The organism is Rhizobium sp. GCM10022189, from assembly GCF_042656325.1.
Classification (GTDB): Bacteria; Pseudomonadota; Alphaproteobacteria; order Rhizobiales; family Rhizobiaceae; genus Rhizobium.
Genome location: NZ_JBHSOR010000003.1, coordinates 167,035 through 193,178, shown reverse-complemented (window position 1 = coordinate 193,178; position 26,144 = coordinate 167,035). Strand labels below are relative to the sequence as shown.

The window sequence follows — 26,144 nt, the reverse complement described above, 5'->3', positions numbered from 1 at the left end:
TTTCAAAAGCTTTCCTTCAGCCACTGGCCCATGCGGGCGATGCGGCTGTTATTTCCCCCAAGCGACAGGAGCAGGCTGCTCTGTGACGCATGTGTTTCCATGTCCGCGACCTGCGGATAGATCATCAGCCCCACGGCCGTCGAAAAGGCCGGTCCCTTGGCTGCCGTCGGCAGACCCGAGACACCCATCGGACGGCCGATGCGAACGTTGCGGGCCAGGATGCGGCGCGCCACTTCGGCAAGGCCGGTCAGCTGGCTTGCGCCGCCCGTCAGCACGACACGCTTGCCGACGATCGGGCTGAAGCCCGAGCGCTGGATGCGGTCGCGGATGAGTTCCATCGTCTCCTCGATGCGCGCCGAAACGATGCGCGAAACCAGAGCCCGCGGCACCTGCGTCGGCTGATCGCGATCATCCTCGCCGATCGGCGGAATGGAGATCAGCTCGCGCTCGTCGGAAGAGTTGGTCAGCGCCGAAGCGTGGACCACCTTCAAACGTTCAGCATCCTCGATCCGTGTGGAAAGGCCGCGTGCGAGGTCGGTCGTCACATGATGACCGCCGAGGCCGACAGCATCGGTATGGACCAGCTTGCCTTCGGCAAAGACCGAAATCGTCGTCGTGCCGCCGCCCATGTCGATGGCCGCACAGCCAAGTTCGACTTCATCGTCGACCAGTGCGGCAAGACCGGATGCATAAGGTGTCGCAACGATTCCTTCCACCGAAAGATGCGCCCGGTTGACGCTGAGCTCGAGATTTTTAAGCGCCGAGCGTTCGGCAGTGACGACATGCATGTCGACGCCGAGCGCATCGCCGTACATTGCCAGCGGATCGCGAATGCCGCGCTCGCCGTCGAGCGAGAAGCCCGTCGCCAGCGAATGCAGCACGGCGCGGTCCTGGCGCAGCGACTGCTGGCAGGCGGCCGACAGCACCTTCTTCAGGTCGTTCAGCTCGACTTCCTGGCCGCCGAGATCGATCGTCGCCGTATAGATATCGCTGCCGAGACGGCCGGCCGTCAGGTTGACGATCAGGCTCTCGACGGTGAGGCCCGCCATACGCTCGGCCGCATCGACGGCGAGACGGATGACGCCTTCCAGCGCGTCGAGATCGGCGATTACGCCGGTCTTGATGCCGCGCGAACGCTGATGGCCGATGCCGATGATCTCGATATTGTGCGTGCGGCCCGGCAGGATCTGGCTTTCCTCGCGCGGCGTCAGCCGGCCGATCATGCAGACGACCTTGGTCGAGCCGATATCGAGCACCGAAACGATATGCGACCGCTTCGACGAAAGCGGCTTCAGGCGCGGCAATCCGAAATGGGATGAACCGAACATGCTCATATATTCTGCCCCGCCTTCTTCAAATCCTTGGTGCGCGCCGCGACCGCCGCCTGCCGGCGGGCTGCCGCTTCCGGCGTCAGCTGGATCGTCGTGCGATCCGGCAGCCTCAGATCGACCGCAGCGATATCGCGCTCCAGAAGCTGCTGTTCCCTGTCGAATTTCGAAAGCGTCGCAAGCGCCTGGTCGACATCGTCTTCCGGCAGCTTGACGACGACGCCATTATCCATGTGCAGGTCCCAGCGGCGGCCGGACACCCAGACATAGGCCTTCACGCGCGACTTGACGTCCGGCCACTTGGCAAAGACATCCTCGAGCGAGGCCGCGGCAGTTTCGGCATCGCGGCCGACGACGAGCGGCAGGGTCGAAAACTTGTTGTCGCGAAGCGGCGCGATCACGCTGCCGTTCTTCTCGATCAGCGAAAGCTCCTGGCCGTGCTGCCAGATGGCGTAAGCGCTGCGCTCCGAAAGCTTCACCTCGATCGTCTTCGGATAGACCTTGCGGACTTCGACATTCTCGACCCAGGGAAGGCGCGCGATCTTCTGGCGGGCGGTATCGACATCGAGCGCGACGAGCGATGTCGTGCCGTCGAGGCCGAGAAGCTGCAGGATCTCGATTTCCGAAGTCTGGCTGTTGCCCGAGACCTTCACATCCTCGATGGCAAATCCGACAGCACTTGTCGTCGCCTGCGCCACGACCTCGGTGTGACCGCCAAGCGACATGCCGTAAAGGCCGGTCGCGGCCAGGAAGCCGAGCGCCGAAACCGTGCCGGTATGGGCTGGGATATGAATACGGCCGGTCCCGAGACTGACGAGGAAGCGCACGACACGGCGCAGCGGCCGCGGCAGCACGCGCCGGTCCTCGGCCTCCACATAGGGAAGCTCGGCATGACGGCTGGGGCGCCCTATCCTTTTGACCGTCAACGCAAACAAGACGCGTCCTCCACCATCCACCGGAGAAATGCACCAAAGGAATATCCGGCATGGCCGGCCATTTCGGGCACAAGGGAGGTTGGCGTCATGCCTGGCTGGGTATTGACCTCCAGCCAGATGAGCTCGCCGTCTTCGGAGAAACGATCGTCGTAACGAAAGTCGGACCGACTGACGCCGCGGCAACCGATTGCTTGATGCGCCCTTAACGCCAATGTTTGTATTTTTTGGTAAATTTTCGGTGAAATTTTAGCCGGCAAGACATGTTTTGAACCGCCCGCCGCATACTTGGAGTCGTAATCATAGAAATTGTGGCCCTGCGGCACCACCTCGATGACATCCATGGGTTGATCGCCCATGACGCCGCAGGTCAGCTCGCGACCATGGATATAACGCTCGACGATGACCTCTTCGCCATAGCGCCACTCGGCCGAGCCGATGATCTGCGGCGGATGCGCCTGATCCTCGCCGACGATGACGACACCGAAGCTGGAGCCTTCCCGCACGGGCTTGACCACATAAGGCGCTTTCATCGGATGCTCCGACGGAAACGAGAAGCGGTTCAGCACCTGCGATTCGGCCACCGGGACGCCGGCGGCAGCGGCCACGCGCTTCGCCTTGCCCTTGTCCATGGCAAGCGCGGAGGCAAGCACGCCCGAATGCGTATAGGGGATCTGCAGATATTCGAGGATGCCCTGGATCGTGCCGTCCTCGCCGAAAGGCCCATGCAAGGCATTGAATGCAACATCGGGCTTCAGGGCGGAGAGCTTTTCGGAGACGTCGCGGTCGACATCGATACGCGTTACCTTGAAACCTTCGGCCTCGAGAGCATCGGCACATGCCTTTCCCGAAGAAAGGCTGACGGGCCTCTCCGAGGAAAATCCGCCCATCAGGACAGCTACGTGCTCGCGACTCATCAACACCCCCAAAAATAACTTTCACTCTGCCGGACCGAAGCTTGCGCGGAGCTGTCGCTCCGATCGGTGGCCTTTGTCCGGCTTGGGTGCATTAGAGCATCATTATGGTTAACGAACCGTTTACTTTCGTTAACTCCCGGCTCCTGACATTTGCAATTTTTTGCCTTTTGCCGATTTGCCGCTTTCCGGCTTCATGCGATGCGCAAGCTCAAGGGACGCTGGAAAAAGTCCATGTCTTCAAGGGGATATGGAATCGCGTTCATCCATGAAGAGAAGCGGCCGGCAAAACAGCGCTCCCGGGCATGAAGTATCGCCGACAAGACGCGGCACTTTCGTTGATCAATGCGAGTCGACCGGCCCTGCCCGGCGCTCGGCGCAAAAGAAGCAAGATGACCCGGATCGAAACACATCCGCCGCCCGGGATCGGCGAAGCCGGCAGGTGCGGGCAACGGCGAAAAAAATAATACAATTTACGTCATATTCTTGCGCCTTCTGGCGTTTGCGCATGATGAAAATTGCGTTAAGACCCCATCAGCCTTCCCAAGGCAAATCCGTAAACTGAATGGAATAACAATGTCTGACGCGATATCCGTATCGCCGACTCCCGCTTCGAACAGCACGCAAGTCAATTCCCCGGCTCGTGTTCTGATCGCGAGCCTTATCGGCACCACGATCGAATTTTTTGACTTCTACGTCTATGCGACGGCAGCCGTCATCGTCTTCCCCCACCTCTTCTTCCCGTCGAGCGATCCGACTTCCGCGCTCCTGCAGTCGCTCGTGACCTTCTCGATCGCCTTCTTCGCCCGCCCCTTCGGCGCCGTGGTCTTCGGCCATTTCGGCGACAAGATCGGCCGCAAGGCGACGCTGGTGGCGGCTCTCATGACCATGGGCCTTTCGACCGTGGTCATCGGCATCCTGCCGGGTTACGATGCGATCGGCATCGCCGCGCCGCTGCTGCTCGCGCTGTGCCGTTTCGGCCAGGGCCTCGGCCTCGGCGGCGAATGGGGCGGCGCCGTGCTGCTCGCGACGGAAAACGCCCCTCCCGGCAAGCGCAGCTGGTACGCCATGTTCCCTCAGCTCGGCGCGCCGATCGGCTTCATCCTCTCCTCCGGCTTCTTCCTGATTCTCGCGGAAACCATGAGCAACGAGGATTTCCTCGCTTACGGCTGGCGCATTCCCTTCATCGCCAGCCTCGCGCTCGTCGCCGTCGGCCTCTATGTCCGCTTGAAGATCGCCGAAACGCCGGAATTCCAGAAGGCCGTCGAAAAACACGAGCGCGTCGCCGTTCCGGTCGCGACCGTCTTCCGCGGCCACCTGCGCAGCCTGATCCTCGGCACGTTCATCGCGGTCGCCACCTTCGTGCTCTTCTACCTGATGACGGTCTTCACGCTCTCCTGGGGCACGACGAAACTCGGCTATTCGCGTGAGCAGTTCCTGGTCGTTCAGCTCGTCGGCGTCGTCTTCTTCGGCCTGACGATCCCGCTGTCCGGCTGGCTGTCCGACCGCTACTCGCGTCGCCTGATCCTGATCCTGACGACGATCGCCATCGCCATTTTCGGCTTCTTCTATGCCAGCCTGCTGACGGCGGGCCTGACCGGCGCCGTCCTGTGCTCGATCATCGGCCTCGGCCTGATGGGCTTCACCTATGGTCCGATCGGCGCGGCCCTGGCCGCCCCCTTCCCGACCATGGTGCGCTACACCGGCGCCTCGATGACCTTCAATCTCGGCGGCATTTTCGGAGCCTCGCTTGCTCCCTATATCGCCACCTGGCTCGCGACCAACTACAGCCTCACCTATGTCGGCTACTATCTCGCAGCCTCGGCGGCGATCTCGCTCCTCTGCATCCTTTTGTCGGGTCGCGAGGAAGTCTGAGACGTTTCAACAGAAACAGGAAGCCGCGACGCCCGCCGTCGCGGCTTTTTTGTTGATGCACGCAAGACTTCCGGCTAGCGAAAGCCTTCACGAGCAAACAGGGAGAAGATCATGCGATGCCTCGTCACCGGCGCAGCCGGCTTCGTCGGCGCCCCTCTTGTCGCGCGTTTGCACACGGATCGGATTTGCGACGTGACGGCGACGACGCGATCGGCGACATCTACCTTCCCCGCAGATATCAGGTATCTCCCCATCGACATAACAGAGACGACCGATTGGACCGCGGCTCTTGAGGGCATCGGCGTCATCGTCCATCTCGCCGCCCGCGTTCACATCATGAACGACATGTCGAGCGATCCCTTGGCGGATTTCCGCCGCGCCAACACCGCCTCCACCCTCAATCTTGCAGAACAGGCAGCCCGTGCCGGCGTGAGGCGCTTTGTCTTCATCAGCACCATCAAGGTCAACGGCGAAGAGAACGATCGACCGTTCCGGCACGACGACCAGCCGAAACCCATCGATCCCTACGGCATTTCGAAGATGGAAAGCGAGATCGGTCTTCGCGAGATTGCTGATCGCACCGGCATGGAAGTCGTCGTCGTCAGGCCTCCGCTGGTCTATGGCCCTGGCGCGCGCGGCAACTTTGCCCTGCTCGTCGGTCTTGTCCGCAGGAAATTGCCTCTGCCCTTCGCCTCGCTGAAGAACCGCCGCACACTGGTCGCGGTACAGAACCTCATCGACCTTATCATCACCTGCATGCAGCATCCGGCAGCAGCGGGCGAAACCTTTCTGGCAGGCGATGGTGAAGACCTATCGACCCCGGCACTGATAGAAGGCATTGCAGCGGGCCTCGGCGTCAAGCCGATGCTGGTGCCCTTCCCCCCGTCTCTGATGCATATAGCTGCCAGGATCGTGGGCAAAGATGCTGTCTACCAGCGCCTCTGCGGTTCGCTGCAGGTGGACATATCCCACGCCCGCGACGTGCTCGGCTGGTCGCCGGCCGTCACGCCGCGCGAGGGTCTGAGGCTTGCGGTAAAATAGCCCTATTCGGTCGTGACGCCCTGGAAGGGACGGACCTCGCGGCCGGGCATGAAGAGCCCGAGGCGCTTGATTTCCCATTCCAGCTTGATGCCGGAGCTTTCGAAAACCTTGCGGCGCACTTCCTCGCCGAGATATTCGAGATCGTAGCCGGTCGCCTGCCCCATGTTGATCATGAAGTTGCAGTGAAGCGACGACATCTGCGCGCTGCCGATGACGAGCCCGCGGCAGTCCGCCTCGTCGATCAGCTTCCAGGCCGAATGGCCCTCCGGATTCTTGAAGGTGGAACCGCCGGTCTTTTCGCGGATCGGCTGCACCGTCTCGCGGTGGTTGCGCACGGCATCCATTTCGGCGCGGATCTTGGCCCGGTCGTCCGGATAACCCTCGAACAGAACCGAAGTGAAGATCAGATCGTCGGCCGCACCCGAATGGCGATAGGAATAGCCCATCTCGGCATTCGTCAGCACATGCCTGTTGCCCTTGCGGTCGATCGCCCGCACTTCAACGACGCGATCCTTCGTCTCCGAGCCGTTGGCGCCGGCATTCATGCGGGCAGCGCCGCCGATGCCGCCGGGAATGCCGTAGTAGAAGGCGAAACCGCCGATGCCGTTGTCCATCGCCATGGCGGCCACGTGCTTGTCCGGGCAGATGGCGCCGGCGAGAATGCGGTTTTCGCCGGCGAGTTCGACAAAGCCGAAACCCTTGGCCGAGAGGCGCAGCACGACACCGGGAATACCGCCGTCGCGCACCAGGATGTTCGAGCCGACACCGACCACCGTCAGCGGCACCTCATCCGGCAATATCTTGAGGAAGGCGATAAGGTCTTCCTCGTCATGCGGCTGGAACATCAGCTCGGCCAGACCGCCGGCGCGGAACCAGGTGACGCGGTCCATGGGTGCATCCGGCGTCAGTCGGCCGCGAATGTCTTTTACGCCCTCTCCGAGAGAGGCAAGTAGCTTTTCCCCATTAACCTGTTTCATGCGGACTTTCCTGAAAGGTCTTGCAACTGCTTCGGCAGCGCTGCTGCCCAGTATGTAATGCTACCAGCACCCAGGAGAACCACAAAGTCCCCGGGCTTTGCAATTTCTGCTACCATCTGCGGTAGAGCTTCCGCCGAAGGAAGGAAGCGGGCATCGCGATGGCCACCCGATTTGATACGGGAAACGAGCGATTCCGAATCCGCCCCCTCGATCGCGTCTTCACCCGCGGCATAGACAGGCGCGATGAAAATGCTGTCTGCGTCGTTGAAGCAGGCGGCGAATTCCTCGAACAGGCTCGACAGGCGGGTATAACGATGCGGCTGGTGCACGGCGATGATTCTGCCCTTGCAGGCCTCGCGGGCGGCGCGCAGCACCGCCTTGATCTCGACCGGGTGATGGCCGTAGTCGTCGAAGATCTGCACGCCGTTCCATTCGCCCGTCAGCGTGAAGCGACGCTTGACGCCGCCGAAGGAGGCAAGCCCCTTGGCGATATCCTCGCGTGAAATGCCGAGACGGTTGGCAACGGCAATGGCCGCCGTGGCATTGGCGATATTGTGACGGCCGGGCATCGGCATGACGAGATTGTCGAGCCGGATGACTTCGCCCGTGCGGCGGCGGCGGATCTCGACATCGAAGACCGAGCGCGTGCCTTCGATGCGCACATTCATGAAGCGCACGTCGGCCTGCGGGTTTTCGCCATAGGTGATGACCTTGCGGTCCTCGATGCGGCCGACCAGCGCCTGCACCTCGGGATGATCGAGGCACATGACGCCGAAACCGTAGAAAGGCACGTTCTCGACGAACTGCCGGAAGGCGGCGCGCACGGCGTCGAAATTGCCGTAATGGTCGAGATGTTCAGGGTCGATATTGGTAACGACGGCAACGTCGGCGGGCAGCTTCAGGAAGGTGCCGTCGGATTCGTCGGCCTCCACCACCATCCACTCGCCCTCGCCCATGCGCGCATTCGTGCCATAGGCATTGATGATGCCGCCGTTGATGACCGTCGGGTCCAGGCCGCCGGCTTCGAGCAGCGTGGCGACGAGCGAGGTCGTCGTCGTCTTGCCATGCGTGCCACCGATGGCGATCGCATTGCGGAAGCGCATCAGCTCGGCCAGCATTTCGGCGCGACGCACCACCGGCAGCAGCTTCTCGCGCGCGGCGACGAGTTCCGGATTGCTCTTCTTGATCGCGGTCGAGACGACCACGACTTCGGCGTCGCCGAGATTTTCCGCCTTGTGGCCGACGAAAACCTCGATGCCCTTGTCGCGAAGGCGCTGGACATTGGCGCTGTCGGATTGGTCCGATCCCTGCACCCGATGGCCGAGATTGTGCAGCACCTCTGCGATACCGCTCATGCCGATACCGCCGATGCCGATGAAATGGACAAGGCCGATTGCCTTTGGCAGCTTCATGCGCGTGCCCCCTTGAGTTCTGCAACTGTCTTGCCGGCGGCAATAGCCTCAACCATGTCGGCAAGCAAGTTCGCCGCGTCAGGTTTTCCCGCCAGCTTGGCCGCCGCCGCCATGCCGGCAAGCTTTTCCGGTTCGTTCATCGCATGCGTCAGGATCGAGGCAAGGCGCTCCGGCGAAAGCTCGGCCTGCGCGATCACCCTGGCTCCGCCGGTCGCGGCAAGGGCTGCGGCATTCGCGGCCTGATCGTGATCGAGCGCATGCGGATAAGGCACGAACACGGCCGGGCGTCCGATGACCGAGATTTCCGAAACCGTCGAAGCCCCGGAGCGGCAGATGACCAGATGCGCCCCGGCAAGGCGTTCCGCCATATCATTGAAAAACGGGGCGATATCCGCGCCCATCTGCAATTGCGCCACGCAGCCGCGCACCATTTCCATATCCTCCGGGCGCACCTGCTGCGTCACTCTGAGCCGCGCCCGCAATGCGTCGTCAAGCAGGCTGATCGCCGTCGGCATCGCCTTGGAGAAATATTGCGCGCCCTGGCTGCCGCCGAAGACGACGAGGTTGAACGGCTCGCCGGGATGCGACGGCACATAGGGCTGCTCTGCCGCGGCAAGGATCGCCGGGCGCACGGGATTGCCGGTCGCGATCGTCTTGCCGGAAAAAGCGCCGCCGTTTTCCGGCAGGAAGCCGCCGGCAATCGCCTTGACGCGCGGCGCCAGCGCCTTGTTGGCGCGGCCCATGACGGCATTCTGCTCATGCAGCATCGAAGGCACGCCAAGCCGTGTGGCGGCCAGCAGCGGCGGCACGGTCGGATAGCCGCCGAAACCGACGACGATGACCGGCTTCAGCCGGCCGATCAGCCGTTTTGCCGCCCGCATGCCCGTCCAGAGCTTCCACAGCGAACGCGCGACGGCCACCGGGTTCTTCGAACCGATCGTCGCCGACGGCACGACATGGATCTCGTCGGCCGGAAACTTGCCGGCGTAACGCTCCGCACGGCTGTCGGTGACGAGATGCACGGAATAACCGCGCTCCCTCAGCTTGAAGGCGAGCGCTTCGGCCGGAAAGACGTGGCCGCCGGTTCCCCCGGCGGCAAGAAGGACGATGCCCTTGCTCATGAGACCCTACTCCGCCGGCATGCCGTGCGGCACGCGGAAAAGGCTCCGGTCCTGCGCACGTTTTTCCGGGCGATGGCGCGTCAGCGCCAGAATGAAGCCGGCCGTGACGCAGATCGCCACCATCGACGATCCGCCGTAGGAAATCAGCGGCAGCGTCATGCCCTTGGCCGGCAGCAGTTCGAGATTGACGCCGATATTGATGATCGACTGGATGCCCATCTGCAGCACCAGGCCGGCGACGGCAAAGCGGTTGAAATCGTTGCGTTCGCGATAGGCATGCGAGAGGCCGCGCAGCACCAGCACCGTGAAGATGGCGACGAGCGCGATGCAGAAGACGATGCCGAATTCCTCGGCCGCGACCGAGAAGATGAAGTCGGTATGGGCGTCCGGAATGATGCGCTTGACGATGCCCTCGCCCGGCCCCTGCCCGAACCAGTCGCCGCGGATGATTGCCTCGCGGGCGGTATCGATCTGGAACGTGTCGCCCTCGCCGGTAAGGAACTTGTCTATTCGGCCCGCCACGTGCGGGAAGACGTAATAGGCGGTGACAAGGCCGCCGGCACCGCCGACGCCGAGCACGATGATCCAGAGCCACGGCATGCCGGCCATGAAGAACATGCCGCCCCAGACGGCCGTCGTCAGGATCGTCTGGCCAAGGTCGGGCTGCGCCACGAGAAGGGCCGCGACCATGCCGAACAGGATGATGGCAAAGAGGTTGCCCGGAATTTCCGGCTGGCGGGCATGTTCGGAAAAGAGCCAGGCGCAGACGACGACGAAGGCCGGCTTCATGAATTCCGAGGGCTGGATGGAGATGCCGGCAAGCGTCACCCAGCGGCGGGACCCCTTGACCTCGACACCGAAGAACAGCGCCAGCAGCATCATCGCGAGCGCCACGATCAGCAGGATGATCGCGGTGCGCCGCACCTGGCGCGGCGTCAGGAAGGAAAGGCCGAGCATGACGGCGATCGACGGGATCATGAAGGCCGCATGGCGCTTGACGAAGTGGAAGGGTTCCAGCCCGATGCGTTCGGCAACCGCCGGAGAAGCCGCAAAGGAGAGCATGAAACCTATGCCCATCAGGAACAGGAACAGGGCCAGGAAGAAACGGTCGATGGTCCAGAACCAATCGGCCAATGCTCCACGTTCCGCGCGGCTCACCATGTCATTTGCCTCCTGTTGCCGAATTGATCAGCATCGTCACGCCGTCAAGGGCAGCCACATGGCTGACAAAGGCATCGCCCCTGACTTCAAAATTCTTGTACTGGTCGAAGCTTGCGCAAGCCGGGGATAACATGACGGCCACCGGACCGGTCTCATCCTTGGCCGCGTCAGCTGCCGCATGCGCCACCGCCCGTTCCAGCGTACCCGATATTTCGTAGGGTGCCGCCTCGCCCAGTGTGGCGGCAAATTCCGCCGCCGCCTCGCCGATGAGATAGGCCTTGGCGATGCGCGGAAAGAAAGGCGCAAGCGTCGTGATCCCGCCCGCCTTGGGCAGGCCGCCGGCAATCCAGTAGATCCGGTCGTAGCTCGAAAGCGCGGGAGCCGCGGCATCCGCATTCGTCGCCTTGGAATCGTTGACGAAGGTGACATGGCCGCGACGGCCGACCGGCTGCATGCGATGTTTGAGGCCGGGGAAGGATGCAAGACCCGCACGAATATCGTCGGGAGAAACACCGACGGCAAGGCAGGCCGCGACGGCGGCGGCGGCATTCTGCGCGTTGTGGCTGCCGCGCAGCGTCTGGATACCGTCGAGATCGACGAAGGGCAGCATGGCGCCGCCCGTTGCCCGGATGAGCCGGCTGCCCTCGGCATAGATACCGTCAGCCAGCACGTTGCGCCGCGAAATGCGCGTCACCTTCACCCCTGCCCGCTCGATACGGTCGGCGATCAGCGCCGAGAAACTGTCGTCCACGCCGACAACGGCGACAGCGCTGCCGGCGACCAGCCGTTCCTTGACATCGGCATAGTGCTGCATCGTGCCGTGCCGGTCGAGATGATCGGGCGTCAGGTTGAGCAGGATGCCGGCGGACGGGTTGAGCGTGGGCGCCAGGTCGATCTGGTAGGAAGAGCACTCGACGACGAAATAGCGCTCGGCTTTCGGCGGATCGAGCGTCAGCACGGCCGTGCCGATATTGCCGCCGAGCTGCGTGTCGCGGCCGCTCGCTTTCAGGATATGGGCGATCAGCGCCGTCGTCGTCGACTTGCCGTTCGTGCCGGTGATCGCGATGAACGGGCAATCGGGCGCATGCGCGCGCCGCTCGCGCACGAAGAGCTCGACATCGCCGACAATATCGACGCCGGCGGCACGCGCAAGATCGACGGTCCAATGCGGCTTCGGGTGGGTGAGCGGCACACCCGGCGAAAGCACGAAGAGCGCCTGCGCGCTCCAGTCGATCGTGCGAAGGTCGGCGGTGCGGATGCCGTCTGCCGCAGCCTTGGCGACGCTGTCGGGATTGTCGTCCCAGGCCGTGACATCGGCCCCGCCTGCAATCAAGGCCCTGGCCGTGGCCGAGCCGGAACCGCCGAGACCGAAAAGAGCGACCTTCTTATCCGCAAGCGTCGTGACCGGGATCATGACCGCCTCACCGCAGCTTCAGGGTGGAAAGGCCGAGCATGGCAAGGCCGACCGCGATGATCCAGAAGCGGATCACCACCTGGCTTTCCGTCCAGCCCTTCTTTTCGAAATGATGGTGGATCGGCGCCATGAGGAAGACGCGCCGGCCGGTCATCTTGAAGAAACCGACCTGGATGATGACCGAGAGCGTTTCCATGACGAAGAGGCCGCCGACGATCGCCATGACGATCTCGTGCTTGGTGGCAACGGCAACCGTGCCGATCGTGCCGCCGAGGGCGAGAGACCCGGTATCGCCCATGAAGATGGCGGCCGGCGGCGCGTTGAACCAGAGGAAGCCGAGGCCTGCGCCGATGACCGCGCCGAGCACCACGGCAAGCTCGCCGGTACCGGGCACGAAATTGATCTGCAGGTAATTGGCAAAGACCGCGTTGCCGGCAAGATAGGCGATGATGCCGAAGGCGGCCGCGGCGATCATGACCGGCACGATGGCAAGCCCGTCGAGGCCGTCGGTCAGGTTCACGGCATTGCCGGCGCCGACGATGACGAAACCGCCGAAAACGACGAACATGATGCCGATATTGATCAGGAAGTCCTTGAAGAAGGGGAATGCGATCGAGGAGCCGAAGGTCGAGCCGGCCGGGCCGGAGACGAGCGCCGTGCGCATCATGAAATAGACGGCGATGCCGGCAATGACGAATTCGATGCCGAGGCGCGCCTTGCCCGAAAAGCCCCTGTGGCTCTGCTTCGTGACCTTGAGATAATCGTCATAGAAGCCGATGGCGCCGAAGCCGAGCGTCACGAGCAGCGTCGCCACCACATAGACGTTGGAAAGATCGGCCCAGAGCAGCGATGCCCCGACGATGCCGGCGAGAATCATCAGGCCGCCCATGGTCGGCGTGCCCGCCTTCTTGAAATGCGTCTGCGGCCCGTCGGCACGGATCGGCTGGCCCTTGCCCTGCCGGATGCGCAGCGAGTTGATGATGGCAGGCCCGAAGAGGAAGACGATGAGAGCGGAGGTGAAGAGAGCGGCACCAGCCCGGAAGGTAATATACCTGAACAAATTCAGAAATTTGAAATATTCCGACAGTTCAACTAGCCAAATCAGCATTCAAGGCCCCTTTTGCCCGATCATGGTTCGCGTTGCGTGTCGGAAACTGGCGGGTACTTGTCAAGGAGCGCGGCGACAATCTTGCCGAAACCGATCCCCAGCGACGACTTCACCATCAACACGTCGCCAGGTGCGACCGAGTTCAATACGAACTCCAACAATTCTTCCGTCTTTTCGCGATGCTCGACCGCGACACTGTCGGGAAGCGATTCTTTCAACGCCACCATTTCAGGCCCGGCGAGCCAGACATGTTCCAGGCCGGCCGCCAGCAGCGGCCCGGCAAGGTCGGCATGGACCTGCGGCGCAAACTCGCCCATTTCCAGCATGTCGCCGAGCACGGCGACGCGCCGCCCCCGCCCGGTCGGTTCGGCGCTTGCCAGCAGCGCGATCGCCGCGCGCATGGAGGCCGGGTTGGCGTTGTAGCTTTCGTCGATCAGCGTGAAGCTGCCGTTGCCGATCGGAAGGCGGTAGCGCTTGCCCCGGCCCTTTTCCGGCTTCAACGTCGCAAGCGCCTCGATGGCCTTGTCTAGACTGGCCCCGACAATGGTGACGACGCCCAGTGCGGCCAGCGCATTTTCGGCAATGTGGCGGCCCGGCGCACCGATGCGCACTTCCTTTGTATCGCCGCCGACGGTCATCCAGAGTGTCGAGCTTTCGTCCGAGCCGTTGAATTCGGCAAGACGGAATTCCGCCTTGGCGTGCTGGCCGAAGGAATGGATTCTGGTGATGCCAAGCGCCTGCGCCGCCTGCTCCAGGAAGGTGAACTGGTCGTTGTCGCGGTTGAGAACCACGTCGCCGCCCGGCTCCAGCCCTTCGAAGATCTCGGCCTTGGCGGCGGCGATCTCCTCGATGCTCTGGAAATTGCCGAGATGGGCCGGCGCGACCGTCGTGACGACGGCGACATGCGGGCGGATCATCGCCACCAGCGGCCGGATCTCGTCCGGATGGTTCATGCCGACCTCGAAGACGCCGAAATAGGTGTCGATCGGCATGCGCGCGAGCGTCAGCGGCACGCCCCAGTGATTGTTGAAGGAAGCAACCGACGCATGCACCTTGCCGGAGGGAGACAAGACATGGCGCAGCATCTCCTTCGTCGTCGTCTTGCCGACCGAACCGGTGACGGCGATGATCTTCGCCCGCGAGCGTTCACGCGATGCCTGTCCCAGCTTGCCGAGCGCGGCAAGCACGTCCTCGACCACGATCATCGGCACCGTCAGCCGCCCCATGGCCGGCAGGCGCGCCTCGCTGACAACCAGCAGCGACGCGCCGTTTGCCACGGCCATCGAAGCATAATCGTGCCCGTCCACGCGGTCGCCCTTGATCGCGAAAAAGGCCTCGCCGGGCGCAATCGAGCGGCTGTCGATGGAAATGCCGGTAATGCCCTGCGGCAGCGAGCCGAACGGGCGGCCCGCCATCGCGGCGATCATGTCTTCGGTGGTCCAGAGCCAGTTCATGGTACCCGCTCCTCCAAAGCCTTGCGCACTTCGGCATGATCGGAAAACGGCAGCGTGACGCTGCCGACCGTCTGCCCTTCTTCATGTCCCTTACCGGCGACGATCAGCGTATCGCCGGACTTCAGCTGCAGCACCGCCTCGCGGATCGCCTTGGCGCGATCGCCGATCTCCGAAGCGCATTTGGCCGCCGCCATGATCTCGGCGCGGATCGCGGCCGGCTCTTCCGAGCGCGGATTGTCGTCGGTGACGATCACGACATCGGCCAGCCGGCAGGCGATTTCGCCCATGATCGGCCGCTTGCCGCGGTCGCGGTCGCCGCCGCAGCCGAACACGACGATCACGCGGCCCGTCGTGAACGGCCGCACCGAGTTTAGCACGTTTTCCAGCGCATCCGGCTTATGGGCGTAATCGACATAGGCAAGCGCGCCGTCCCTGGTGTGACCGACCAGCTCGAGACGGCCGGAAGCGCCCTGCAGCTTTTCGAGCGCCGCCATCGCCACCTTCGCCGGCACGCCCGTCGACATGGCAAGGGCTGCCGCAACCAGCGCATTGGCGATCTGGAAATCGCCGGCGAGCGGGATATCGACCTCGAAGATCTCGTCTTCGGCATGGATTTCCGCCACCTGCTTGTGCCGGAAATGCTCCACGCGCTTCAGCGTCAGATAAGTGCCCTTGCGCCCGACCGTGCGCACATCGTGGCCGGCAGCCGTTGCCGCCCTGATCGCCTGCTCCGACCACGGATCGTCGGCGAAAACGACGGCGGGCGAGCCTTTCGGCAGCACCCGGTCGAAGAGATGCATCTTGGCGGCCATATAGTCCTCGACCGTCGGATGGTAATCCATATGGTCGCGGCCGAGATTGGTGAAGGCGGCCGCCGCCAGCGTCACGCCGTCGAGGCGATACTGGTCGAGGCCGTGGCTCGACGCCTCCATCGCGGCATGTGTCACGCCTTCGTCGGCAAGTTCGGCAAGCAGCTTGTGCAGCGAAACCGGATCGGGCGTCGTCAGAGAGCCATATTCGTTGCGCGTCGGCGAAACGACGCCGGTCGTGCCGATCATCGCGGCCGCATGGCCGGCATGCGCCCAGATCTGGCGCGTGAAGGATGCGACCGAAGTCTTGCCTGCCGTCCCCGTCACCGCCACCATCGTCGCCGGCTGGCGGCCATGGAAGCGCGAGGCGGCAACGGAGAGGAAACGCCGCGGCTCGGCAACGACCAGCACCGGCACGGAGGTTTCGGTCGCATGGGCTGCGATGACGACGGCAGCGCCCTTGGCAACGGCATCGGCAATGAAGCCCGCGCCATCGGCCCTGGAGCCGGCAATTGCCACGAAAGCCATTCCGGGTGCGATCTTCCGGCTGTCGGAAGACAATCCTGTTATCTCCAGCGCCCCGGCCGGCCCTTCGAGTTCAGCTTTGAGTTCCGGAAACGCATTTCCGGCGATGTCCCGCAATTTCATCGAATGCACTTTTCTGGTTCAGGTCGATCGCCCCTTACGAATCGACGCCGACATTGATTCACACTCAATAAGACACCAACAAGGCCGAGCCGTCTTCGCCAAATTCCGGTTCCACACCGAGGATCGGCGCGGCGCGGCGCACGATGTTCTTGACCATGGGGGCTGCCGTATAGGCGGCGATGCGCTGATGCTGCTCGCCGTCAAGCGGTTCGTCGCAGAAGGTCAGCACCACGTATTTCGGATCGTCGATCGGGAAGGCCGCCAGAAAAGCGTTGAAATTCAGATTGGTAGCATAGCGGCCGTTGACCACCTTGTCGGCCGTTCCGGTCTTGCCGCCGACATTGAAGCCCGGCACGTCGGCATTGCGGCCGGAGCCTTTCTTGCCGTTCAGCTTGAAGAGATAGCGGATATCGTCGCTGGTGCTTTTCTTGACGACGACCTCGGCAACTTCGTCGGCCTGTTCGCGGCTGCGCGGCAGGAAAGTCGGCTCGATGAGCTTGCCGCCGTTGATGAGCGCCGCCCCGGCAACCGCCGTCTGCAGCGGCGTGGTCGCCACACCATGGCCGAAGGAGATCGTGATCGAGTTGATCTTCTTCCAGACGCGCGGCTGGCTCGGCATCTTCACTTCCGGCAGCTCGGTCTGCATCTTGGTCAGCAGGCCGAGGCGCGTCAGATAGTCCTTCTGCATCTCCATGCCGACGATATCGATCATCCGCGCCGTGCCGATATTGGACGAATATTCGAAGATTTCGGGCACGGTCAGCCAGCGGCGCTGGCCGTGGAAATCGTGAATGGTGAAACCGCCGATGCGGATCGGATTGGTGGCGTCGAAACTGTCCTTGAGGGAAACCTTGCCGCTGTCGATCGCCATGGCGGTCGAGAAGGTCTTGAAGGTCGAACCCATTTCGAAGGTGCCGTTCGACATGCGGTTCAGCCAGCCGTCCTTGGAGCCTTCCTGCGGGTTGTTCGGATCGAAATCCGGCGCCGAGGCCATGCCGAGCACCTCGCCCGTATGCGCGTCGAGCACGACGGCCCCTGCCCCCTTGGCCTTGTAGTTGACGACGGCATTGGCAACGACATCGCGCACGATCGCCTGCACGCGCACATCGATCGACAGGCGGACCGGCTCCAGCGGCTGGTTGCTCGTCATGCCGACCGAGGCGAGATCGGCAAGCCCCTGATCGTCGATATATTTCTCCATGCCGGCAACGCCGCGGTTGTCGATATTGACGTAGCCGAGGATATGCGCAGCCGTCGCCCCGCCCGGATAGAAGCGGCGCTTTTCCGGCCGGAAGCCGATGCCGGGAATGCCGAGCGCCAGGATCTGGCTCTGCTGCTTCGGCGTCAGCTGGCGGCGCAGCCAGGCGAAATGCGAGGTGCGGTTCGACAGCTTCTTGTAGGTGTCCTTGACGTCGAGGTCGGAAAGCACCGTCTGCAGCTTCTCGACAGCCTCGTCGGCATCGACGATCTTGTTCGGCTCGGCAAACAGCGAAACCGTGCGGATATCGGTCGCCAGCACTTCGCCGTTGCGGTCGACGATATCGGGACGCGATGCCATCAGCCGGTCGGGCGGCAGGATGGACGAAACCGATTCCGGCTCCTTCATCGCATATTCGACGAGACGTCCGCCGATGACGGCATAGAGGGCGGTGAAGCCGACGATCAGCAGGCCCACGCGGCTTTTGGCCTGCCCGGACTTGCGCTTGCGCGAGCCCTCGATCGCCATGCCGGACGGAGCCCCGAAACGGTTATAGACGCCGGCGGAAAAATGCGCCTGGCTTTTCAGCACCATGATGCGGGAAAGAAAGGACATTATTCCAGCGCTCCCGTTTCGATCTCGTCCGGCTCCTGCTCTTCGGCCTGGCGCGGCGCCGGCATCGGGACCGGCTGCGCCTTGGCGGCAGAGCCGGGCTTGGCGCCGGCCTTGGCTTCGGCAATGTCGAGCGGCGGAACTTCGGATTTCAGCATCGGCAGTTCGCGCGCATGGGCAAGCGCGGTCGAATCCGTCGGCTGCAGCTGCAGCTCGCTATTGTAGACATTGACCAGCCGCTCCAGCCGGTTCGGCTGCGATTGCAGCGCCCAGTCGGCCTTCAGGAGATCGATCGTGTCCTTCTCCAGCTTGATCTCCGCCTCGAGGCGATGAACCTCCTCGAGCTTCAGCTCGGCGCGATGCTTGATCGTGTAGGTGACGGCGGCTGCCGCCGTCATGACGCCGATGAGCACAAGATCGAACGTTCTCAGCATATCAACCTCCAAGCTTTCCGAGGCTGGCAAGATTGGGAAATCCGAAGAGCGACATGTCCTCGGCTTCGGCGGGGGCAGCGGTGCGCTGGCCGGCACGCAGCTTGGCGGAACGGGCACGCGGATTGGCCTGCGCCTCTTCTTCGCTGGCTGATACCATCGACTTGCCGACCGGCGCGAAGGTCGCAACCCGCTCACGCGCGATCGGCAGATGGCGCGAACCCGACGCCTTGCCGGCCCGGTCGGAGAAGAATTTCTTGACGATCCGGTCTTCCAGCGAATGGAAGGTGACGACGACGAGACGACCGCCGGGCTTCAGCGCCCGCTCGGCCGCAAACAGCGCCTGCGCCAGCTCGCCGAGCTCGTCGTTGACGAAGATGCGCAGCGCCTGGAAGACGCGCGTCGCCGGATGGATCTTGTCCTTCATCTTGCGCGGCGTCACCAGCTCGATCAGCCCGGCAAGATCGCGCGTCGTCTCGAACGGCTTTTCGGCGCGATGTTTTTCGATCGCATGCGCAATGCGCGGCGCCTGATTTTCCTCGCCGAGATAGTGGAAGATGCGGATGAGATCTGCGACCTTCGCCCGATTGACGACATCGGCGGCCGAAACGCCAGCAGCCGACATGCGCATGTCGAGCGGACCGTTCTTCTGGAAGGAGAAGCCGCGCTCGGCCTCGTCGATCTGCATGGAGGAAACGCCGATATCGAGCACCACGCCGTCAAGCCCGCCCTCGGGCGCATGGTCGGAAAGCTCGGAAAAGCGCGAATGGATAAGCTTGAGACGGCCGCGATGGGCCGCGACAAGCGCCTGCCCGGCCGCAATCGCCGTCGGATCGCGATCGAGCGCGATCACATCGGCACCGGCCGCCAGAATGGCGGACGTATAACCGCCCGCGCCGAAGGTGCCGTCGAGAATGACCTTGCCCGAAGAAGGCTCCAGCGCCGCAAGCACTTCCCTGAGAAGAACCGGAATGTGGCGAACCGGTCCGCCACCGGCTTCAGTTGAACCTCCGCCAGGATTCGCCACCATTCCGCTCCCTCGTTCTCTCAGGAACGCCTGCCCGCCAGCCTGCGCTCCTCTCGTGCCTGCGCCTGCGCTGCCGCAAATGCCTGCGGCCGCCAGAGCTGAAAGTGATCCGCCCGACCCACGAAGGCCACCTCGTCCGTAATGCCGGTGAAGTCGCGAATGAAATCCGTGACCATCAACCGACCCTCGGCGTCGAGCTTCATGAAGACCCCGCCCCCATGGATGAGAAGCGACATCTCGTTCGCATCCGGCGAAAACGGATCTTCCGCAGCGATCTGCCGCTCGAACCTTTCCAGAAGGTCCGGGCCGCCGATGCTGATCGCCGGAAACACAAAATCCTGGAAACAGTACAGTTCCGGGATATTGCGCTGCGCCAGCACGGAACGGAACGCCGCCGGCACGGAAACCCGGCCCTTGGCGTCGATCCTGTTGGTCGCATTCGAAAGGAAGCGGCTCATGACACGAAACATCCGTTTCCGAAAGAGCCCGGAAAGCCGTTCGCCGCCCGAAACCCTCAAAATCAGGCACAGCTACGCAAGCCGAAAGAGCCAAAACCCTCCCGACGCTTCCGGTCCGGAAGGCGCCTTTGCTTTGCGATTGATGGGCAGATGATTGCCCTGATGCAGTGCGCACTTGGGATAGCATGGGACCGTATGGGCGTCAATGGGATGAGCCCATTTTGAGGTGGGCGCAGTATCGAACATTTATAGGCTGTTAAGTTTAACAAAGGGTTAGGAAAGCGATTCTCTCACGCCATCGAAAGCTGTCGGACAATGCCGGAAATCGGGCCGCACGGGATCCATGCGACATTGCTGCAATTCTCGTCATTTCAATGGCTTGAAAGGGAAAAATCGTGTTCGGCCGCAATGCGGACGCCCGGGAAGTCAATCGCCAGTTGGCCTGTAAGCCGGGTTCTGTATGGCTCCGGCGAACCGGAACGTGGCAGCCATTCATCTGGGACAACGCTTGCACGCTGCCTCACGCAACCCACCCGGATGACTGGCCTGGAAACCGGCCGGCAAGGCTTTCGCCCGCCGCGTCATCCCTATTCGGTTTTGCTCCCGGTGGGGTTTACCGTGCCATATCCGTTGCCGGAGATGCGGTGGGCTCTTACCCCACCCTTTCACCCTTACCCGTCATGACGGGCGGTTTGCTTTCTGTGGCACTTTCCCTGAGGTCGCCCTCGCCGGACGTTATCCGGCACCGTGTTTCCGTGGAGCCCGGACTTTCCTCACCCTACCGCCTTTCGGCATTGGTAAAGCGCGGCTGCCCGGCCAACTGGCAGGGCTCCCTTAAACGAGGAAGCCCGCAAAAGCCAACGAAATATGGGCCGGAAGCTTAACGGAAATAAGGTGCGAAATCCGTGGCGTAGCCCTGATCCTTGATTCCGCCTGTCAAAATGAGCGCAGCCCCCAGCCTGCCGATTTCGTCGGAACTCTTGGCCGAGGTGCCCATGCAGCCGGTCAGGACCGCAACATGCGGTGAAGCGGTATAGCCGATCATCGGATAACGGCTCTTCGTATAGGAGACGACGCAGGACGCGGAGGAAACCGACCGCGCCTCAAGCTCCGGCACGATCCGGCCGACGATCCGGGTCAGATGCTCGCGGGCCGGCGCACGTCCCTCGGTGCGGAACCAGGCGCGCATCTGTGCATCGTTGTCCAGCACGAGGTCGTCGGGATCGCCGCCGATCTTCAGATAGAGCTTGCCGTCGGGATAACGGATCGGCGGCAGCAGGTAGATGTCGATACCGGGCGCATGGAGGATCAGCGACGGCATGCCGGCAAAGCGATGCGCATCCTCTTCCGCCACTTCGAAAAGGGCCACGGTGCGTCCGTAAACCGTCATGTCAACGGATTGCGGCAAGAGATTCTGCGAAATGGAAAAACCGCCGGCGGCAAGCAGGGCCTTTTCGGCGCGATAGACGCTCCCGCCCGCCGTCGTGACGACGGCCGCCCCGCCCTCTTCCCGGATCGACGTGACATGATCGCGAATGACGGTCGCGCCCGCCTTTTCGGCCAGCAGCGACTGCGCCCTTACGAGCTTGCGCGGGCTGATATGCCCGGCTCCCTTCGCCTCGAAAATGCCGGCGCTGCCGGCGGGAAAGGCGAAATAGGGAAATTGCTTCTTCAGCCGAGCCTCGTCGAGCAGGGCGATTTCGGCGCCGAGCCGGCAAGCAGCCCGTTGCGTATTGCCGAGATAGTCGCTCTCCACCGGCGCCACGCCCACGCAGCCCGCCTGCGTATAGAATTCGACGCCGCTTTCCCTGGCGATATCGCCGTAGCGGGCGATCGAGCGATTGGCGAGCAAGGCCCAGCCGCCATCCGGATCGATGGTGCGGGTGATGCGCCCTTCGTCGTAATGGCTGGCAAAGACGCCCTCATGCGCCTTGCGATCCTCGGGCTCGTCCGGGCCGATGACGGCGACGCCATCTGCCTGTCTTGCCAGATATTTTGCGGCCGCGGCACCCATCATGCCGCGGCCGATGACGATGAACCTGAAATCGACTGCCATGTCACACCTCGCTGAAAGCGAGCGATAGCATGGCGATCACGCTGAATCATCCGGCTCCGCCCGGAGAAACAGCGTTTCCTGCTCACAGCATTGCAAGAACCTTGCCGCAATAGGACTTGGAGACCGGGTTCATGCGCGTCGCGCCATGGCCGGCATTGTATTTCAGGATCGTATTGCAGGTCTCGCCGCCGCCGAGATCGTGGGCGGCCGCAAGATACTTCATGCCGTACTTGATGTTGGTTTCCGGATCGAACAGGCCCTTGGCGCTGCCGGTATAGCCCATCATGCGGGCCGTGGCCGGCTTGATCTGCATCAGGCCGATTTCGCCATGGCTGCCGCGTGCGTTGGGATTGTAGTTGCTCTCGACACGGATGACCGCATTCGCAAGATCCACCGGCACGTTGTACTGCCTGGCATATTTGCTGATCAGCGCGGAATAGGAATTGCCGGAAACATCGGCGACGGGATAACCGCTCTGGCGCTCAACCGTCTTCAGCGGGCGCTGCGCTGTCTTGAGCGGACGCTGGGCCGCCTTCACCGGGCGCTGCGCCGTCTTCAGCGGGCGCCCTGTCTTCTTCACCTTTCGCTCCGCCTTCTTCAGCGGGCGCTCCACTTTCTTGGCGGGCGCATCGGCTCTTACGCCCCAGTCATTCGCAAAGGCAAAGCTATTTCCCGCCAGCACCATGCCAACGCATGCTGCAGCAACAACAATCAGTTTTCTCATGTAGTCTTGAACACTCCGACCCAAAGAATTTCCGGACGGCGCGCCACGCGGTCACGGGGAATACAAGATCAAGAAATGATCAGGATCCGCGGCAATTCTTATCGTTTCACATGACGCCTTCGATTTAGCTTGGGAACAACCATCGGCGCCGCTTAGCGGAAATTCTTAGACCATCGCAATGAGGAGATAATAGGGAAATGATGTGGCAGCCCGATTTTCCCGGCTGAACGCCGAAAACCCGCCGCCCGCCCGGCCGTCGGAAATCAGGAATATCGCGGCAGCGCCGACAGCAGGCGGTGCAGCGTGTCGATCGTCGAGAAATCGGCGATACCATCCACCCGTTCCGGGCGGAAATGCCGCTGGAACGCTTCCACGTCTCCGGCCGTCTTGTCGGTGAATTCACCCGAAATTTCAGTTCCGTAGCCATAAAGCGACAGCATGGACTGCAGCGCTTCGATCGGCTGCCCGCGGTCGCCCCGCTGGAAGAAGCGCCCGCCGGTAATGGCGGCCGGCTCCACCCAATGGCCGACGCCGGCCCGATACAGCTCCCGCCAGGGGAATTTTTCGCCCGGATCGACCTTGCGCACCGGGGCGACATCGGAGTGGCCGAGCACCCTTTCCGGCGCGATTGACCAGCGTTCGCCGCAATCGCGACATAATTCGATCACCGCCGCGATCTGCTCTTTCGGGTAGTCCGGGAGCCCGCCCGGATGGCCGGCATTGGCGATTTCGATGCCGATCGACATCGAGTTGATGTCGGTCTCGCCCTGCCAGAAGCTCTTTCCCGCATGCCATGCACGCCGGCTTTCCGGCACCAGCTGCACGACCTCGCCGTCCATATGCACGAAATAATGGCTGGAGACCTGGCTTTCGTCGCGACAGAGCCAGTCGAGCGCCCCTTCCGGGCTCGGCATGCCGGTATAGTGCAGCAGGATCATATCCGGCTTGCGGCCATCGGCACGTTCGCCGTGGTTCGGCGAAGGCTGGACGCGGGCTTTCCTGTAATCGGCCTCGAATGAGGTCATGCGGCGCGGCGTTCCTTTTCGATCGCCGCATAGGCGTCGTTCAGCGCCGCCATGCGTTCATTGGCGATCGCATGGAATTCTTCCGGCACGCCGCGCGAAATCAGCCGGTCCGGATGATGTTCGCTGACGAGAACGTGGTAGTGGCGGCGGATCGTCGGGAAATCGTCTGCCGGCGAAACCCCGAGCACCTTGTAGGGGTCGCGCCCGTCCGAGACGTGGCGCGCCGCGATCTGCTCGAAGCGGGCATCGCTCATCTGGAAGATTTCGGCGATATGGCGCAGGAAATTCATTTCGTTCTCGTGGATCAGCCCATCCGCCTTGGCGATATGGAACAGGCCATCGAGCACGTCCTCCAGAACCGGGCAATTGGCAGCGCAGGTCGAGCAGAGCGTGGACAGCTTCGCCGCATAGGCCTCGTAACCGGCAACGTCCTGGCGGGCGAGATTATAGAGGCGCGCGACATTCTTCGCCTCGCTCGGAGGAAACTCGAAAATATCGCGGAAGGCCTGCACTTCCTTCTCGCTGACGATACCGTCGGCTTTCGCCATCTTGGCCGAGAGCGCGATGACGGCAACCGAGAAAGCGACCTTGCGGCGCGTCTCCGGGTCGCCCTCGAAAACCGTGCGAATAGCCTCGACGACCGCTGAGAGCGCATTGCCCGCGGTATTGCCAATGGCATTCACCAGTTTTTCCCAGAAAGACATCGTCATCTTCTCGCAATGCAGCAAGTTTTGGAAGAAACACCTTGACCAAATAATCGTTGCCATTGCAAGGCGGCTATTGGTCGTAGGCCCGAAAACAGTTTTCACAATTCGGTAATTGTCGCCGGTGCCGCGACCGTCCGCTGTGTCCCCGTTTTCTGCATTATCGGCACAACGGCCGGCGATTTCCACAACACTTATGGATAGGTGGACGGGCATTGAACCGATTATATCGCCGCTTCCGGCGCCGCCCCTGCAGAAAGGCGCGTTTTTCGTAAATTCTTTACTTTACAGGCCAGTTTCTCTGCCGCATCCATGCGTTACCTGAAGCAGGTCACGCAGAACCGGCAGCGGTCTTGCCGGAACGCGTATGGAAAAGGACGGCTTGGAGCGCGCCAGTGCGGATCGGACGGATCGCGACCGCTTCAAGCGGCAGGCAGTCGCGCATCAGGCGCCAAAGGAGGGATTATGGCCAAACAGAAAGTCGCAATGCTGACCGCCGGAGGCCTCGCACCCTGCCTCTCATCCGCCGTCGGCGGCCTCATCGAACGCTATAGCGACGTCGCACCCGACATCGACCTCATCGCCTACAAGTCCGGCTATCAGGGCGTGCTGCTCGGCGACAGCATCACCATCAGCAGCCAGATGCGCGAAAAGGCGCCGCTGCTTCACCGTTATGGCGGCTCGCCGATCGGCAACAGCCGGGTCAAGCTCACCAATGCCGCCGACTGCGTGAAGCGCGGCCTCGTCAAGGAAGGCGAAAATCCGCTGCGGGTCGCGGCAGAACGCCTCGCCAATGACGGCGTCACCGTCCTGCACACGATCGGCGGCGACGACACGAATACGACCGCCGCGGATCTGGCGGCCTATCTCGCGGCAAACGGTTATGACCTCACCGTCGTCGGCCTGCCGAAAACCGTCGACAACGACGTCGTGCCCATCCGCCAGTCGCTCGGCGCCTGGACGGCTGCCGAAGTCGGCGCCCACTTCTTCGACAATGTCAGCAACGAACAGACCGCCGCCCCGCGCACGCTCGTCATTCACGAGGTCATGGGCCGCCACTGCGGCTGGCTGACGGCAGCCACGGCCCGCGCCTATCTCCAGCGCACCAAGGGCAACGAATATGTCGACGGCCTGATGATGAATGCGCGCATGAAAGGCATCGACGCCGTCTACCTGCCGGAAATGGCCTTCGACCTCGATGCCGAGGCCGCGCGCCTGAAGGAGATCATGGACCGCACCGGCCATGCCACGATCTTCGTATCGGAAGGCGCCTGCCTCGACGCCATCGTCACTGAGCGCGAAGCCGCCGGCGAGACGGTCAAGCGTGACGCCTTCGGCCATGTGAAGATCGATACGATCAATGTCGGCGCCTGGTTCCAGAAACAGTTTGCAAGCCTGCTAGACGCCGAGCGTTCGCTGGTCCAGAAATCCGGTTATTTCGCCCGCTCCGCGCCGGCAAACCGCGAAGATCTGCGCCTGATCCAGAGCATGGTCGACCTCGCCGTCGAAAGCGCTCTCAACAGGGTTTCGGGTGTAACCGGCCATGACGAAGGGCAGAACGGCAAGTTGCGCACAATAGAATTTCCCCGCATCAAGGGCGGCAAGCCGTTTGATCTTTCGACCGCATGGTTTGGCGAAGTAATGAACCAGGTCGGGCAAAAATACAGGGCGGCATGATTGACGGATGGCTAATATGGTGTCTTTGCTTGTTCTCC

Annotated in this window: 22 protein-coding genes and 1 other RNA gene; 3 read left to right on the top strand and 20 right to left on the bottom strand. The window is 62.7% G+C overall.

The genetic code is table 11. From position 1 onward, the window contains the following. Positions 1 to 2: 2 nt before the first annotated feature. Genes ftsA through ACFPWW_RS04435 form a run of 3 tightly spaced genes read right to left on the bottom strand, consistent with a single transcriptional unit; the run spans position 3 to position 3,177 of the window. Positions 3 to 1,334 carry a cell division protein FtsA gene (ftsA, locus tag ACFPWW_RS04445; RefSeq protein WP_112564780.1) on the bottom strand — a complete coding sequence of 444 codons (1,332 nt, stop codon included), beginning with the start codon at positions 1,332 to 1,334 and terminating at the stop codon, positions 3 to 5. Beyond that, a complete protein-coding gene (locus ACFPWW_RS04440; RefSeq protein WP_377310625.1) occupies positions 1,331 to 2,263 on the bottom strand; it encodes a cell division protein FtsQ/DivIB in 933 nt (310 codons plus the stop codon). Before ACFPWW_RS04440 ends, ftsA begins: the two co-directional genes overlap by 4 nt. Continuing rightward, positions 2,251 to 3,177: a D-alanine--D-alanine ligase gene (locus ACFPWW_RS04435; RefSeq protein ID WP_112564775.1), complete on the bottom strand. Its 927-nt coding sequence runs from the start codon at positions 3,175 to 3,177 to the stop codon at positions 2,251 to 2,253. Before ACFPWW_RS04435 ends, ACFPWW_RS04440 begins: the two co-directional genes overlap by 13 nt. A 573-nt stretch (positions 3,178 to 3,750) precedes the next feature. On the opposite strand from ACFPWW_RS04435, the gene ACFPWW_RS04430 reads away from it, so the two are divergent. Together ACFPWW_RS04430 and ACFPWW_RS04425 are read left to right on the top strand one after the other, a co-directional pair. Continuing rightward, positions 3,751 to 5,049, top strand: a complete 1,299-nt coding sequence (locus tag ACFPWW_RS04430; protein ID WP_112564773.1) for an MFS transporter — start codon at positions 3,751 to 3,753, stop codon at positions 5,047 to 5,049. A gap of 111 nt (positions 5,050 to 5,160) precedes the next feature. After that, positions 5,161 to 6,090, top strand: a complete 930-nt coding sequence (locus ACFPWW_RS04425) for an NAD-dependent epimerase/dehydratase family protein (RefSeq protein WP_377310623.1) — start codon at positions 5,161 to 5,163, stop codon at positions 6,088 to 6,090. A 2-nt stretch (positions 6,091 to 6,092) separates the two neighbouring features. On the opposite strand, the gene murB is transcribed toward ACFPWW_RS04425, so the two are convergent. From murB to ACFPWW_RS04340, 17 genes are all read right to left on the bottom strand, one after another. Continuing rightward, positions 6,093 to 7,067, bottom strand: a complete 975-nt coding sequence (gene murB, locus ACFPWW_RS04420; protein WP_377310621.1) for a UDP-N-acetylmuramate dehydrogenase — start codon at positions 7,065 to 7,067, stop codon at positions 6,093 to 6,095. Then, complete coding sequence (gene murC / locus ACFPWW_RS04415) at positions 7,064 to 8,479, bottom strand: UDP-N-acetylmuramate--L-alanine ligase (protein ID WP_112564767.1); 1,416 nt, start codon at positions 8,477 to 8,479, stop codon at positions 7,064 to 7,066. Before murC ends, murB begins: the two co-directional genes overlap by 4 nt. After that, the gene (gene murG, locus ACFPWW_RS04410; RefSeq protein ID WP_112564765.1) at positions 8,476 to 9,600 is read right to left on the bottom strand and encodes an undecaprenyldiphospho-muramoylpentapeptide beta-N-acetylglucosaminyltransferase; all 1,125 of its coding nucleotides are present in this window, start codon (positions 9,598 to 9,600) and stop codon (positions 8,476 to 8,478) included. The genes murC and murG overlap by 4 nt, the downstream gene beginning before the upstream one ends. A 6-nt stretch (positions 9,601 to 9,606) precedes the next feature. Then, complete coding sequence (gene ftsW, locus ACFPWW_RS04405) at positions 9,607 to 10,761, bottom strand: putative lipid II flippase FtsW (RefSeq protein ID WP_112564763.1); 1,155 nt, start codon at positions 10,759 to 10,761, stop codon at positions 9,607 to 9,609. Between the two features lies 1 nt (position 10,762). After that, positions 10,763 to 12,175, bottom strand: a complete 1,413-nt coding sequence (gene murD, locus ACFPWW_RS04400; protein ID WP_112564761.1) for a UDP-N-acetylmuramoyl-L-alanine--D-glutamate ligase — start codon at positions 12,173 to 12,175, stop codon at positions 10,763 to 10,765. A gap of 7 nt (positions 12,176 to 12,182) precedes the next feature. Then, positions 12,183 to 13,283, bottom strand: a complete 1,101-nt coding sequence (mraY, locus tag ACFPWW_RS04395) for a phospho-N-acetylmuramoyl-pentapeptide-transferase (protein WP_112564759.1) — start codon at positions 13,281 to 13,283, stop codon at positions 12,183 to 12,185. 20 nt (positions 13,284 to 13,303) lie between these two features. After that, positions 13,304 to 14,737 carry a UDP-N-acetylmuramoylalanyl-D-glutamyl-2,6-diaminopimelate--D-alanyl-D-alanine ligase gene (locus tag ACFPWW_RS04390; protein ID WP_377310617.1) on the bottom strand — a complete coding sequence of 478 codons (1,434 nt, stop codon included), beginning with the start codon at positions 14,735 to 14,737 and terminating at the stop codon, positions 13,304 to 13,306. Beyond that, positions 14,734 to 16,194: a UDP-N-acetylmuramoyl-L-alanyl-D-glutamate--2,6-diaminopimelate ligase gene (locus ACFPWW_RS04385; protein WP_377310615.1), complete on the bottom strand. Its 1,461-nt coding sequence runs from the start codon at positions 16,192 to 16,194 to the stop codon at positions 14,734 to 14,736. Before ACFPWW_RS04385 ends, ACFPWW_RS04390 begins: the two co-directional genes overlap by 4 nt. 64 nt (positions 16,195 to 16,258) lie before the next feature. After that, a complete protein-coding gene (locus ACFPWW_RS04380; RefSeq protein WP_112703175.1) occupies positions 16,259 to 18,007 on the bottom strand; it encodes a peptidoglycan D,D-transpeptidase FtsI family protein in 1,749 nt (582 codons plus the stop codon). Then, positions 18,007 to 18,438, bottom strand: coding sequence for a cell division protein FtsL (gene ftsL / locus ACFPWW_RS04375; protein ID WP_377310612.1), 432 nt, complete (start codon positions 18,436 to 18,438; stop codon positions 18,007 to 18,009). Before ftsL ends, ACFPWW_RS04380 begins: the two co-directional genes overlap by 1 nt. Position 18,439: 1 nt before the next feature. Further along, on the bottom strand, positions 18,440 to 19,465 hold the full coding sequence (gene rsmH / locus ACFPWW_RS04370) for a 16S rRNA (cytosine(1402)-N(4))-methyltransferase RsmH (protein WP_377310610.1): 1,026 nt from the start codon (positions 19,463 to 19,465) through the stop codon (positions 18,440 to 18,442). 17 nt (positions 19,466 to 19,482) lie between these two features. Further along, the gene (mraZ, locus tag ACFPWW_RS04365; protein WP_377310608.1) at positions 19,483 to 19,920 is read right to left on the bottom strand and encodes a division/cell wall cluster transcriptional repressor MraZ; all 438 of its coding nucleotides are present in this window, start codon (positions 19,918 to 19,920) and stop codon (positions 19,483 to 19,485) included. 429 nt (positions 19,921 to 20,349) lie between these two features. Continuing rightward, positions 20,350 to 20,744, bottom strand: an RNA gene (gene rnpB / locus ACFPWW_RS04360) — RNase P RNA component class A. A gap of 56 nt (positions 20,745 to 20,800) precedes the next feature. Next, positions 20,801 to 21,976 (bottom strand): FAD-dependent oxidoreductase, encoded by a 1,176-nt coding sequence (locus tag ACFPWW_RS04355; RefSeq protein WP_377310606.1) that lies wholly within the window; start codon positions 21,974 to 21,976, stop codon positions 20,801 to 20,803. An 82-nt stretch (positions 21,977 to 22,058) separates the two neighbouring features. Further along, the gene (locus tag ACFPWW_RS04350) at positions 22,059 to 22,700 is read right to left on the bottom strand and encodes a lytic transglycosylase domain-containing protein (protein WP_377310604.1); all 642 of its coding nucleotides are present in this window, start codon (positions 22,698 to 22,700) and stop codon (positions 22,059 to 22,061) included. A gap of 263 nt (positions 22,701 to 22,963) precedes the next feature. After that, positions 22,964 to 23,725: an N-acetylmuramoyl-L-alanine amidase gene (locus tag ACFPWW_RS04345; protein WP_112703170.1), complete on the bottom strand. Its 762-nt coding sequence runs from the start codon at positions 23,723 to 23,725 to the stop codon at positions 22,964 to 22,966. Further along, positions 23,722 to 24,429, bottom strand: coding sequence for a TerB family tellurite resistance protein (locus ACFPWW_RS04340; protein ID WP_112564739.1), 708 nt, complete (start codon positions 24,427 to 24,429; stop codon positions 23,722 to 23,724). Before ACFPWW_RS04340 ends, ACFPWW_RS04345 begins: the two co-directional genes overlap by 4 nt. Positions 24,430 to 24,894: 465 nt before the next feature. Here ACFPWW_RS04340 and ACFPWW_RS04335 point away from each other — a divergent pair, with 465 nt between their 5' ends. Continuing rightward, positions 24,895 to 26,106 (top strand): pyrophosphate--fructose-6-phosphate 1-phosphotransferase, encoded by a 1,212-nt coding sequence (locus tag ACFPWW_RS04335; protein ID WP_377310601.1) that lies wholly within the window; start codon positions 24,895 to 24,897, stop codon positions 26,104 to 26,106. Positions 26,107 to 26,144 lie beyond the last annotated feature (38 nt).